A 13,407-nucleotide genomic window follows, 5' to 3' on the forward strand; every position below is an offset into this window, starting at 1 on the left:
AAAATTAATTACAAGGTTCTCCGAAGATATCACCTGTACCAGGCGAGCCTCCTTGGTCACATGTTAAAACAAGAAAAGCATTTGAAGACGTCCACATATCAGTACTACTTGCTACACTTGTAAGATCCCACCCTGTCGCATCAACGGCCAAGACATCCGCATATCTAAACATCCAAGTCATCGATGTTACACTTGATGTATTAAGTCCTGCCATATTAATTGATGAAACTCCATTAGCGAAATAGAACATCCCTACAAAGCTAGTTGCACTTGAAGTATTAAAATGCGTTAGATCAATAACTGATAAAATAGTATCTCTAAACATATAAGCAAAATTTGTCACAGATGAAGTGTCAAATGTTGAAATATCAAGACTTGTTAAAGAGTCCATACCAGAAAACATATACGTCATTGTTGTAACGAGAGAAGTATCAAAACTTGTCAAATCAAGAGTTGCTAAAGAAGAGGTGCCATCAAACATCCTCTCCATTCTCGTCACACTATTAGTTTCAAAGCCTGTAAGATTTAAAGAAGTTAATGCAGTCATATTTGAAAAAGTAGCCGTCATATTCGTAACATTCGATGTATCGAGCATACTTAGGTCTAAAGTTGTAATAGTACTCATCCCACTAAACATTCGATCCATATTTTCAACAATGGCAGTATCAAAGTGGGCCACACTTAAACTTGGTAAAGAATTAAGATTGCTAAATAGATACTGCATATACCTAACCTTAGAAGTATTAAAGCTTGAAATATTTAGCGAAGTTAAACTAATGCCCGATGAAAACATATAAGACATATCAGTAACATTGGCAGTATTGAAACTTGAAAGATCTAATGTTGTTAGTGTATCAAGACCAGAGAACATACTCTTCATTGTCGTAACTTTTGTCGTGTCAAAATTAGAAACATTAAGACTAGATAAAAGAGTATTACTTGCAAACATTCTCTCCATCGTAGTGACATTTGCAGTATTAAATGAAGAGAGATTCATTGAAAGCATATTAGTGTTCCAGTAAAACATATCTCTCATATTAGTAACTTTACTCGTATCAAAACTTGATAAGTCTAATGTTGTGAGAGAATCCACATGGAAGAACATCCCCTCCATATTCGTTACATTTCCTGTATTAAAATTTGATAGGTTTAAAGTCGTTAAACTTTGAACATACTTAAACATCTCCTTCATATTCGTCACACTTGCAGTGTTAAAATTTGAGATATTAAGAGACGTAAGATTTCTCATGTCTTTAAACATCGCAGTCATATAAAGAGCACTAGAAGTATCAAAGTGAGACAAATCAAGAGAAGTCAGATTAGTAACTCCCTGAAACATACTAATGAAACTTAAAACATTACTTGTATCGAAATTAGAAATATTTAAACTAGTCAGACTCCCCATATTAGAAAAAACCTGTGTCATCGAATCAACATTTGAAGTATTAAATCCAGATAAATCAAGTGTAGTCAAAGCTGTCGCCCCATTAAACATATAGGACATTGTTACAACACTACTTGTATCAAGCCCGGTCATATCAACTGAAGTTAAAGACGTATTATTCATAAAAGTATATTCAAGCGACGTAATTCCAGTTGACGCCGTACCTGCAACAAAAGTCGTAAGTTGATTACAATTGTAAAATGCTCGAGATAAACTTACCCAACCAACTTCTCCAAGAGATTCGACTGAAATTAATTGATGTTGATTAGTATAAGCACCATTGAGAAAATCCATTCCCTCAAATGTACCAACAATCTTCACTTGATAGTCACCAGCACTTGCATAAGTATGGGCCTTATTTGCATCAGTATCTGATGTAATTGTCTGAACAGGTGTTCCGTCACCCCAATCAACTGTAAAATTATAATTATAAGTTGCTACAAGTGGTAAAGTGACAACTTCATTCACTGCTGTCGTTCTCCAAGTCGTCTTAAATGGATTGATTTGTTTACCAGATAGTGAAACAGCAGGTGTTGTATATGTTCCATCTGAAACAGTTAAACTACCTGTGTATGTTGTTGCGGCCGTCTCAACACCACGAACACTGATTGTACAACTTGCTCCTGCTCCTAAAGAGATTCCCGTACAATTATCGACAACGACTTCAAAATTACTTGTGTCTCCAGTAATAACTGGAGATTGAATTGAACCTGTTGAAATCGTTCCATTATTCGTCACAGTTAAAATAGACTCATCTCCAATTTCTCCGGGTTCAATATCAAGACTACTTAAAACCTCTGGAGAAATGTCAAATTGCTCAACCGTTTGATAATTAAATATTTCGTAAACGACCGAGTTTCCATCTGTAAGAGCAAGTGTAACAACGCTCGTATCTTTTACACCAGCATTTGGAGTTAGTGTAACTGTACAGTTAGGGGCCGTTCCACCAATAACAATATTTGCATTACTAAGTAGAGCAGTATTACTAGAACTTCCAGTTACTGAACCAGAACAAGTTATCGTCGAATCAGCATCACCAATAGTAAATGGAATCGGATTTGTTGCTGTACTAATTAACGAATTTTGATCGGCAACTGAAGAAATAACAGGAGGGATATCACATGGATGTCCTGCAGTAAGTCGAATATTATCTAAGGCCATATCTGAGGTATAGGTACTACCTGTCACTCCTCTAAAGCGAACCATTGTAGTTGTTGAACCTGGGAAAGATTCACATAAATTAATACTTTCAGAGAACCATGAATTTCCTTGATCTCCAGATTGGCCCCAAAGAATGCTTGGCTCCCATGTACTTCCACCATCAAGAGAATACTCTAAATTTAACTCTCCCATCGCGGCACCATACATATGCCAATCAAATTCAATCACATACTTATCAGTAACCGTATTGAAAACCGGACTTTCTATGACATGAGTATTATTATAATTACTCGATGATTCAATGAAAGCATAATAAGTACCATCAGTTGGAGAACTAGGACCAGTTCCAGAGCTTGGAGTAGTATCAGGATCGACAGACCAATTTCCATCATCAGTTACAGACTGAGTCCACGTCGTAACCCCTGTCGAAGCAAATGTTTCATTATAAGAAGGCCCAGGAAGGTCGGCCACAACGATTGCAAATATTTCGTTATCCGTTAGACTTCCATCAGAAGCGATAATTCTAAATTCGTATTCACCATCTTGAGTTAAATCAGGTGTCCAGTCCATAACACCTGTCGAGGTGTTAAAGCTGACTCCTGTTAAGCTCGTACAGCTTGAGCCTGAAACACTACCATCAATATTGATATCGTATGTACATGAATAAGTTAGCGCCTGACCATCGAGATCAAGATCGTCTCCCCCATCTGATGCATTAACAGTTGTAATAGGAGTATTTTCAATTGCACTATTTTGATCAGCGATTGCATCAAGAACAGGAGGAGCATTTACATTATTAACTGTTACACTAAAGATTTCATCATCACTTAAGCTTCCATCACTAGCGACAATTTTAAATTCATAATTACCAGATTGAGTATAATCAGGTGTCCAATCCATTACCCCGGTCGTCGCAGAGAATGAAACCCCTGACAACGATGTACAAGAAGTAGCACTTACAACAGCACCATCAACAACTGTGTCATATGTACATGAATATGAAATAGAATCTAAATCAGCATCTAAATCATCTCCCCCGTCAGCAGCATTTACACTCGACATCGCAGAGTTTTCAGAAGCAACGATATCTGCGATAGAATCAAGCACAGGAGCACAATTTGTATTTGTAACCGTGACACTAAAAATCTCAGAGTCACTTAAACTTCCATCTGATCCAGTAATTTGAAACTCATATGAACCAGACTGATCATAATTAGGAGTCCAATTTAAAACTCCTGTCGTACCATTAAAGCTAGCTCCAGTAAGAGACGCACAATTTGCACCACTGACGCTACCATTTACGACAGTGTCATAAATACATGTGTAAGAGATCGTATCAGAGTCATTATCTAAGTCGTCTCCACCATCACCGGCATTAATTGGAGTCATCACAGAGTTTTCCGCGATAGATTGATTTGAAATACTATCTAGGACAGGTGGCTGGTTGACGTTATTAACAGTAACGACAAATATTTCATTATCACTTAAGCTTCCATCACTACCATTAACTTGAAACTCATAGCTTCCGGCTTGACTATAGTTTGGCGTCCAATCAAGCTCCCCTGTTGAGGTATTAAATGTAACACCTGTTAGAGTCGAACAATTGGCACCTGCGACACTTCCATCAACAGTAGTATCGAAAGTACATGAATAAGTAATTGTATCTAAATCAATATCTAAATCATCAGCACCGTCAGCTGCATTAATCGTAGTTAAAGCTGAGTTCTCATTTACTGATGCATCGGAAATACTATCTAATACAGGGGCACGATTGGCATTGTTTACAGTGATTGAAAATATCTCATCATCACTTAAGCTTCCATCACTCCCAACAATCTTAAACTCATAAGTTCCTGCCTGAGAGAAATCAGGTGTCCAATTTAGAACCCCAGTTGAGGCAACAAAAGACACCCCTGTAAGTAAAGAACAATCAGTTCCACTTGATACAGATCCATTAATAGCAGTATCGTACTCACAGCTATAAGAAATAGTATCTAAATCAACATCTAAATCGTCCCCACCATCGGCAGCATTAACAGTAGTTATCGAAGAGTTTTCTGCAACTGTTTGATCACCAATTGAATCTAAGACTGGTGCACGATTAGTATTCGTTACATTGATAACAAATATTTCATCATCATCTAACGTACCATCACTACCTATAATTATAAATTCATAATTTCCAGATTGGTCATAATCAGGAGTCCAGTCTAGCTCCCCTGTTACCACATTAAAACTAACACCTGTTAATGAAGTACAGTTAGAGCCTATTGATACCGTACCATCAATAATAGTGTCATATAGACATGAGTATGAGATGGCCTCAAAGTCACCATCTAAATCATCACCGGAGTCGTTTGCATTAACAGTTGTTATTGCACTATTTTCAGCAACACTAAAGTCTGAAATATTATCAAGAACCGGTGGTTGATTAACATTATTAACAGTGATAACAAAGACCTCATCATCACTTAAGCTTGTGTCGCTACCATTGATTCTGAACTCGTACAATCCACTTTGTGTAAAATCAGGAGTCCAATTGAGTTCTCCTGTTGTAGAATTAAAACTTACCCCGGAAAGTCCTAGACAACTTGTTACACCGACGCTGCCATCAACTGTTGTATCATAAAAGCAAGTGTATGAAATTGTATCTAAATCAATATCACTATCATCGCCTCCATCACCTGCATCAACTGTAGTTATTGCAGAGTTTTCAGAGACACTAAAATCGGCAATAGCATCAAGCACAGGAGCACGATTAGTATTTGTAACAGTAACCACAAAGATTTCATCATCACTTAAGCTGCCATCACCTCCCGTGATCCTAAACTCGTAACTCCCCTCTTGGTCAAAATTAGGAGTCCAATCTAACTCACCAGTAACAGAATTAAACGATACTCCTGTTAATGTTGAACAGTCAGCTCCTATAACACTTCCATCAATTGTCGTATCAAATGAACACGAATAAGAAATCGTATTTAAGTCAAAATCGAGATCGTCCCCTCCATCTCCCGCATCAACAGTTGTGATAGCATTATTTTCACTTACGATAATGTCTGAAATAGCATCTAATACAGGAGCAACATTTACATCATTTACAACAATCGAAAAGATTTCATCATCACTAAGGCCACCATCTGTTCCCGTAATCTTAAATTCATAATCACCTGATTGAGAGTAACTTGGTGTCCAGTCAAACTCTCCAGAGTTAATATCAAACGAAATCCCTGTTAATGTTGAACAGTCAGCTCCAGTAACACTCCCATCAATTGTAGTATCAAATGAACAAGAATAAGTAATTGTTTCGAGATCAATATCAAAATCATCACCACCATCACCAGCATTAACTGTTGCTATGGCACTATTTTCAGCAACTATGATATTTGAGATAGTATCCAGTACTGGTGCACGATTCACATTGTTAACAGTGACTGTAAATATCTCTTCATCACTAAGACTTCCATCACTCGCAATGATCTTAAATTCATAACCACCGGCCTGGATAAAACTAGGCGTCCAGTTAACAATTCCAGTCGCTGGATCGAGATTAAACCCAGAAAGTGTTGAACAACTTGTCCCTGAAACACTTCCATCGACAACAGTATCAAATTCACACGAATAAGTGATGGCCTCAAGATCAATATCAAGATCATCCCCACCATCAGCTACGTCAATCGTTGTCATTGCCGAATTTTCATTTACAGTTAGGTTTGCAATACTATCAATGACAGGTGCACGATTATTATTGGCAACATTTATAACGAAAATCTCATCATCTACAAGGTTTCCATCTGAGGCGACAACCATAAACTCGTAACTTCCACTTTGAAAGTAATTTGGCGTCCAATCGAAAACACCAGAAGAAGGATTTAATGAAACTCCGGCTATCGTAGTACAATCAATTCCCGAATTCACATTTCCGTCAGCAATCATGTCATAAGTACATGTATAAGTAAGAGGCTCACCTCCACTATCAAAATCGTCTCCACCATCACCGGCATCAATAGTTGCAATTGGACTTCCTTCCGCAATTGGCCCTTGATCAGCAATAACATCAACAACAGGAGGAACAAAGCCTGAAAGCGTACCACTTACTGTGGCAATATCAGAACTCTCCTTAGAGTCACTTGTATACATTGAAACACTATAACTTCCATTATTTGAGGCAACAGGCCTTATATCGAAAGTACATGTATCATTAGGAGCTAAGACAACTCCCTCACAATTATCATTGATAACTTCAATATGCTCAGCATCCGCACCAACGATAACTGGTGCCATCAGCGCAGCACTCTTAACAGTTCCTGAATTTTTTAACGTTAGCGTTTCACTAGGACCAGGAGAAGCTCCTCCTGAAATATTTAAGTTACTAATAGAGTTCGTTGAAAGAGTTAGATTCACTCTTCCGATAAAAGTATTTGAGCTTCCAGAAGAATTACTTGAACTTTCTTCACTACTGTCTGCTTCAGAATCTTCAGAAGGATTGAAGACACTTGTCACTTTAATCCCAAGTTCTTTCTCTTCTTTATTTTTATTACTTGGAGCAAAACTTGGCGAATCAAAATCTTGCGGCGGAGTTTCAAAAAAACGTTCATCCGATGAAGAGACTTTTTTTACAGGATCACTACTTAATGCAGAACTATAGCCGCCCTGCTTTTGTCCAATCGAATAGTATCCGACATTTTCCTCTTCGTTATACTGCTCGGCCACTAATGTACTGGCCACATTACGATCTTGCTCTTTCTTGAATTCATCCTGTGAAGATTGAGAGATATCCTTGAATGGATAGCTTTGATTTTTTTGCTCGTTCTTTAAGGAAAGCTTTGAGTTATTTGTTACTTCTTGATTAACTTCTTCTTTAGATTTTACAGATTGATTTTCGTTGAATGAAAATGAGAAATAATAAACTAAGAAAATAGCCGATGCGATAAATGAGAATTTGAATAATCTTGAATTATTCCTCAATTTAAAGATCCCCCACCTACTGCACTAAATTTTCTATGCTAAAGAAAATTTAATGTGCACTATAAAAATAATAACTTAAGGCTAAAAATCAAACTAATTTTGTAGCTAAGTAATTAAAATCATTCGCTCTCTAAAAAAAAAGCGCGCCTAAAATTTAGGCCAAGTGCAATGATGAAAACCCCTAAATTAATCAACATCTACCAACTCACCCTAAGGCAAATTAATTAAATAACTTATCGGTAGTATTTATTGAATTATGAACAAATTCTCTTTGCTTTGATAAATTTTTTAAAATGAGCCTAACTATCTGAAACTAAAGAAGACACTCATCAAGCAGGGCACGTACATCAAATTGAGCACCTAGTTTGTGAAGAACAAAGAAAACACCACCTATCTTTCGATCTAGAAAAACGGTATGTCTTGAAGGATTTCCTACGGCGACCTCCTTCATTAGCTGAGGGGCCATTTCCATAACCTTATCTGCAACGTTGGAGCGACCCCAATCATAGACCCCACCCTGAAAAGGTGCAGCTATAATTTTGGCATACTCCCAGAAGAAGTCTTCATTTGTTTTTTTATTCTTAGATAGGTATTCCATCTCATAGAGGTTTGAGAAGAATAACTCGCGATCAAGATTAGCGCAGGCGATGATTAGAGTTTGATAGCCCTTCAAGAAATTGTCTGGTGGAGTTTTTGAAGCACCAAAATCAATTAAACCCCAGCGGTTATTTGGTAATAAAATATAATTACCCATATGAACATCTGTCTGAACTTTTTTAAACTGGAAAAGCTCTAAGAACATAAGTCTCATGAAGTCTCTACCAAGCTCGTTTCGATCTTCTTGAGATAGATTTAATTGGTCAAGATCTCTTAGGCTATGGCCATCAAGATATTCCATCGTTAAAACCTGCTCATTACTAAAATCCTCTAAGACTTCAGGTATTTTGTATTGCGGGTATTCACTTAATAATTTTCGAAACTCATTTATAGACTTAGCCTCTGCTTGATAATCAGTTTCAAGAAAGAGCATCTCTTCAATTTCACTATAGATTTCTTTTAAGTCTACTTCTTTTGGTATGACATTGAGTAACTTCATTAAGATTTTTAGGGCCTTCACATCATTCTTGATTGCCTTTCTGACACCCTTGTACTGAATCTTCATGGCGTAATCAACACCGTTATAGTGAGCAAGATGAACTTGGCCAAGACTTGCAGCCGCGATTGGTTTCTCTTCTATCTCAAGTTGTTCTAAAAAACTTTTAGGAACTTGATCTTTAATTTGTTCCCACTCTAGATAGTAAGACTGACTCTCTAACTGCTTTAATACTTTTTGCGCTTCAGGCGGTAGAAACGCACTTGCATAAGTCGATAGTAATTGACCAGCTTTCATGAGAGAGCCCTTCATCACACCGAGCTCATTTACAATGAGTTCCACGTGAGGACCAATACCACCACTCAATTTATTTTTTAAATCTTCATTACGTTTAGACCAAACGTCTTTTCCCATTTTTAAAGCGAGTTTTGCAACCCCTACTTGTCTTGAGATGAACTTATTTTTTATTTTATTTATTTTCTTCATTAGCATTCTTATTCTAACATTAACTAAAGGAGAATGGATGTATTTTCGACTCAATAACTGTAAGCATGCCCTAATAATTGGTGCCGGTCATGGAATTGGACTTGGGATAGTGCAAAATTTATTAGAGAATTACTCAGGTATGCACGTCACAGCAACCTATCGAAAAAGAGAAAGTGCCTTAGATTTATTAAGCCTAAAAAAGTTATTTCCTAATAACTTACATGTATACCAGATAGATCCTACTAAAGAAGAGCAGATAAAAAACATGGCCATAGAACTTGTTGATAGCTCTTTTGAGCTGATAATTAATAGCGTCGGAATGCTCCATGACAAAGAACTCAATCCAGAAAAATCTCTTAAAGAATTTGATCCTGAGAATTTTATTAGAATTATACAAGTGAACGCAATGGTTACACCACTCATTGGAAAGTATTTTGAAAAGAATCTAAGTAATACTCCTAGCCTTTTTGCAAGCATTTCAGCAAAAGTAGGAAGTATCGAAGATAATAAGATTGGTGGTTGGTACAGCTACCGAACTTCAAAAGCGGCACTGAATATGCTTATAAAAAATATCTCTATCGAATTCGAAAGAAAGAGAAAAAAATGTGTAGTTCTTGCTATTCATCCAGGAACGACTAAAACAAAGTTATCCGAACCATTTATAGGTAGAACTTCCTACATAATTCACGAGACACACGAAACAGCTTCTAATATACTTAATACCATTAATAATAGAGAACTTAGTGAAACTGGAAAGTTTCTATCTTGGGACGGCGGAGAAATTCCATGGTAACGACAACAATTAATGATACTGATTTTAAAAACTTTGATGAGAGAAAGAGAATAAAATTCATAAATGCTTTATCAGGATTTAAGTCAGCAAATCTTGTCGGTACAATCAATAATGAAGGACAAACTAATCTTTCAATTATCAGTTCTGTCGTTCATCTAGGTGCGTCTCCAGCTCTTATTGGCCTCGTGATTAGACCTGATACGGCCAGAAGAGATACACTAGAAAATATTCGTGAAAATGGCTTTTTTACGATTAACCATGTTAATGAAACAATTGTAGAAAAGGCCCATCAAACAAGTGCCCGCTATCCTCAAGATCAAAGTGAATTTGATGCCTGTGGCCTAACTGAAGAGTACAAAGATAAATTTCTTGCACCATTTGTTTTAGAAGCAAAAATTAAAATGGCGATAAAATTTGTGCGTGAAATTAAAATCGAGGAAAATGGTACACATTTTTTAATTGGTGAAATTAAAAGTGTTCACTTACCACAAGATTGCCTTGAGGAAGATGGCCATATCGATATTCATAAAGCCTCTACAATCTGTGTGTCAGGTCTAGATGCTTACTTTACGACGAGTGCTCTAGGTCGCCTCAGCTATGCAAAGGCCGATCGCCCACCAAGTTGGCTTTAGAGAAAAATACAAAAATTTTCCTAGCTAGCATTGACACTATTTTTTTTGCTACCATTTTTTTATTACGAGAGGTAAATAACTAATTTTTCGACCTCTAAAGAATCTTTTTTACTACAAACCGTATCAAGGAGACTTTATGTTAAAGAAAACTAATTTATGTGATTTTTCAAAACCTTTATTTTCTGACTTCGGTATTGAGCTGACATATAAACAGCATCAGAAAATAAAAGCACGACTCGATAGGCTTATGGACCGATGCCCTAATCATGGCCACTATCAGCTTGAATTTAAGAAGCATGAGTCGAATTATATAGCTCAGCTCAGTATTAAGTCCTATTCGAAAAACTTCTATGCAAAAAAAGTTGCACATACCCCATATCAGGCATTTCTCCTTTTAGAGGAGGAAATCGATGAGCAATTATTAAAATGGAAAAGAGAAAGATTTAGTAATAGCTTAGCAAGTAATTTACGTGGACCGCAAGTCGCGTAATTTATCCCTTGGCAAAACTCCTGACATCTCCAGGAACCAATTATGGTTCCTGGAACTTAATTAGATCTATTCTTTTGAACGAGGATTACGGCGAGCTTGTTTTGCCATAATTTCTAAATAGAATGACTCAGCTTTTTCACTTACGAGTAAATCAATCTTTTTGTTGATTTCTTTTTCATGAATCGCTTGAGCAGATTCTGCACTTTCACCAATACGACAGTCGAAATCCCAAAAGTCAGAACCTTCAGGCAACTCTTTTCGACGCTCTCTTTTAATATACTTCTTTACTTCAAATTTAATTTTATCTGCGACTCTTTCAGCTGAGCGCTTTTCATCCACTAATTTAAATGTTTTCTTCACTTTAATCTCACTATTTATATGTAATAGAAGCTTTTAGCATGGAAAATCTCGGAACACACCCTATTAATCACAACCTAGTTCACTTTACTTAAATTAAGGACAGGAATAGAATAAGACTATGAAGAAAAAAACAATTGCCCTCGTGGCACACGATAGTAGAAAGAATGACCTAATCCAATGGACTTTAGATCACAAAGATAAACTAACTAATCATAATCTTTGTGCAACGGGAACAACTGGAAGACTTTTAGAAGAAAAATTAGGCATTAATATTCATAAGTACCTAAGTGGGCCTATTGGCGGAGACTTTCAAATTGGAAGTGCAATTGTTGAAGATCAAGTTGATATGCTTATTTTCTTTTGGGACCCATTAGAGTCAATGGCACACGATCCAGATATCAAGGCCTTGCTAAGAATTGCTACACTTTACAATATCCCAATGGCCTGCAATCAAACAAGCGCTGACTATTTCATCAACTCAAGTTTAATGGACTCTGAATATGAGAGAAAACTTTCTGTGCTCAATAATTACAATCAAGCACGAAAAGGAATTAATTAAAAAAGTCCATATACACCTTAAACCAAGGAGTATCTCCAAAGCGCTCAACTACTTTATCAAAGAAGACTTCAACACCTTCTTCAGTTAGGCCCATTTGGTCATATGAAAGCTGCTCATAAAGATTCATGATAAGACTTGGTGTAAATGAATCCATAAGTTTTTCTAGATAAGCTAAGCCTTGTTGAGGATTGCGTGTAAGAAGATAATCATAGATTGATAATCTTTTAATATCACATGCCTCTGCAGAGCGTTTTTGAATACTAAGTCCATTATCAAAGTGATGCCATTGAGGAGTTTTATCATTTACTGTTCGAATACAAAGGGTAACGGTTGGGTTTTGCTCGTGAAGTACACGATGTGAGAACTCCAGCCCTCTTTTAATCTCACGGATATCACCCTTAACCAAAGTTTCATCGATTACACATTCGATTTCACTTGTGTAGATATCAGGAAAGAATTCTTCTTTCATATGAACCTTAAATACTTCATGTCTTGACTCTCCGGCCACAACTTGAAAAGCTCCACAAAAAGAATGTGAATGGATTGAAGTATCTAAAGTCTGCCAGAAATATAGATCAACAACAAAGTGTCCATTATTGAAGATTGTAACAGGTGGCTGACCAAATCCGTTATAAACATTAACTTGCTCAGGAAGAGTCTCTTGCTCTAAACTCCACTGCGCAATAAATGATTCAATCTCTTCAAGTTCAAAATCAAACTTAGACTTCAAAAGATAATCAGTACATACTCTTGAAAAGTCTTCTTCACTTGGCCTCAAGGCTTCTATTTCTTTTCCAATATTCAAAAGGTCTTTTATATTCATTTAAATTCTCATTTTTAAATTCGTGTAAAATTACACATTCTTGTTTTCTTAAAATACTGGCCATCACGACTTCTTCCACTATAGATTCTTGAATAGCTCATTTCCTCACCATCGACTTTAAGAAATCCCACTCCCTGTGCATTGGAAGTTTGATTACGATCTTTCATCCATTGAACACGATCGACATTAAAGTAAAGACTCTGCCCATCTCTGCCCCAGTATAGGTTGTGAACATTAAATGTCTTTTCATATTTATTCTCATATTGTTCACTATAAGGCTTACCTATCTTATAATCCATCCCATAAAAATTTATGTGCTCACAGCTCTCCTGCTTAATGTAGAGTTTTTCAACTTTAACTGATCCATCTCGATCACAAAGCCCTTCCCATGTACCAGTAAGTGCTGGGCAATTGGCAAACGAGCTAAGAGAAATTAGGCTTAAAATTGAGAATTTTAAATTGCGATGATTCATTAGTCTTCCTTAAGTATATTTAACTTCATTTATAGATAAGTTTAGCTGTTTTTTCTCTATAATGAAAAGTGGAGTTTTATCATGCTGGCCTTACTTACGTTAACGATCATTTTATTTACTTCAATAAC

Annotated in this window: 9 protein-coding genes; 4 read left to right on the top strand and 5 right to left on the bottom strand. The window is 36.5% G+C overall.

Annotated elements, in window-relative coordinates:
• Window positions 1-4: 4 nt before the first annotated feature.
• Window positions 5-7,570 carry a BspA family leucine-rich repeat surface protein gene (locus tag ACMAYL_RS12695; RefSeq protein ID WP_412471174.1) on the bottom strand — a complete coding sequence of 2,522 codons (7,566 nt, stop codon included), beginning with the start codon at window positions 7,568-7,570 and terminating at the stop codon, window positions 5-7.
• 313 nt (window positions 7,571-7,883) lie between these two features.
• On the bottom strand, window positions 7,884-9,149 hold the full coding sequence (locus ACMAYL_RS12700) for an ABC1 kinase family protein (RefSeq protein WP_158246890.1): 1,266 nt from the start codon (window positions 9,147-9,149) through the stop codon (window positions 7,884-7,886).
• A gap of 37 nt (window positions 9,150-9,186) precedes the next feature.
• Here ACMAYL_RS12700 and ACMAYL_RS12705 point away from each other — a divergent pair, with 37 nt between their 5' ends.
• From ACMAYL_RS12705 to ACMAYL_RS12715, 3 genes are all read left to right on the top strand, one after another.
• Entirely contained in the window at window positions 9,187-9,942 is a 756-nt protein-coding gene (locus ACMAYL_RS12705) for an SDR family NAD(P)-dependent oxidoreductase (protein ID WP_412471175.1), read from the top strand.
• Complete coding sequence (locus ACMAYL_RS12710; protein WP_412463268.1) at window positions 9,936-10,574, top strand: flavin reductase family protein; 639 nt, start codon at window positions 9,936-9,938, stop codon at window positions 10,572-10,574. The genes ACMAYL_RS12705 and ACMAYL_RS12710 overlap by 7 nt, the downstream gene beginning before the upstream one ends.
• 136 nt (window positions 10,575-10,710) lie before the next feature.
• A complete protein-coding gene (locus tag ACMAYL_RS12715; RefSeq protein WP_412463269.1) occupies window positions 10,711-11,064 on the top strand; it encodes a hypothetical protein in 354 nt (117 codons plus the stop codon).
• Between the two features lie 66 nt (window positions 11,065-11,130).
• On the opposite strand, the gene ACMAYL_RS12720 is transcribed toward ACMAYL_RS12715, so the two are convergent.
• On the bottom strand, window positions 11,131-11,424 hold the full coding sequence (locus ACMAYL_RS12720) for a DUF6172 family protein (RefSeq protein WP_103218271.1): 294 nt from the start codon (window positions 11,422-11,424) through the stop codon (window positions 11,131-11,133).
• Window positions 11,425-11,542: 118 nt separating this feature from the next.
• Here ACMAYL_RS12720 and ACMAYL_RS12725 point away from each other — a divergent pair, with 118 nt between their 5' ends.
• On the top strand, window positions 11,543-11,983 hold the full coding sequence (locus ACMAYL_RS12725; protein WP_103218272.1) for a methylglyoxal synthase: 441 nt from the start codon (window positions 11,543-11,545) through the stop codon (window positions 11,981-11,983).
• Here ACMAYL_RS12725 and ACMAYL_RS12730 read toward each other — a convergent pair.
• Together ACMAYL_RS12730 and ACMAYL_RS12735 are read right to left on the bottom strand one after the other, a co-directional pair.
• The gene (locus ACMAYL_RS12730) at window positions 11,976-12,806 is read right to left on the bottom strand and encodes a hypothetical protein (protein WP_103218273.1); all 831 of its coding nucleotides are present in this window, start codon (window positions 12,804-12,806) and stop codon (window positions 11,976-11,978) included. The two genes, ACMAYL_RS12725 and ACMAYL_RS12730, sit on opposite strands and share 8 nt — an antisense overlap.
• Before the next feature lie 14 nt (window positions 12,807-12,820).
• Window positions 12,821-13,279: a hypothetical protein gene (locus tag ACMAYL_RS12735; protein ID WP_392992820.1), complete on the bottom strand. Its 459-nt coding sequence runs from the start codon at window positions 13,277-13,279 to the stop codon at window positions 12,821-12,823.
• Between the last annotated feature and the right edge of the window lie 128 nt (window positions 13,280-13,407).

This window comes from Halobacteriovorax sp. RT-2-4, assembly GCF_047085445.1.
In the GTDB taxonomy this organism is placed as follows: Bacteria; Bdellovibrionota; Bacteriovoracia; order Bacteriovoracales; family Bacteriovoracaceae; genus Halobacteriovorax_A.

Coding starts and splice junctions, on each gene's coding strand:
- ACMAYL_RS12700 (WP_158246890.1), bottom strand. CDS start 9,149: ATGAAGAAAATAAATAAAATAAAAAATAAGTTCATCTCAAGACAAGTA.
- ACMAYL_RS12730 (WP_103218273.1), bottom strand. CDS start 12,806: ATGAATATAAAAGACCTTTTGAATATTGGAAAAGAAATAGAAGCCTTG.
- ACMAYL_RS12705 (WP_412471175.1), top strand. CDS start 9,187: ATGTATTTTCGACTCAATAACTGTAAGCATGCCCTAATAATTGGTGCC.
- ACMAYL_RS12725 (WP_103218272.1), top strand. CDS start 11,543: ATGAAGAAAAAAACAATTGCCCTCGTGGCACACGATAGTAGAAAGAAT.
- ACMAYL_RS12715 (WP_412463269.1), top strand. CDS start 10,711: ATGTTAAAGAAAACTAATTTATGTGATTTTTCAAAACCTTTATTTTCT.
- ACMAYL_RS12710 (WP_412463268.1), top strand. CDS start 9,936: ATGGTAACGACAACAATTAATGATACTGATTTTAAAAACTTTGATGAG.
- ACMAYL_RS12735 (WP_392992820.1), bottom strand. CDS start 13,279: ATGAATCATCGCAATTTAAAATTCTCAATTTTAAGCCTAATTTCTCTT.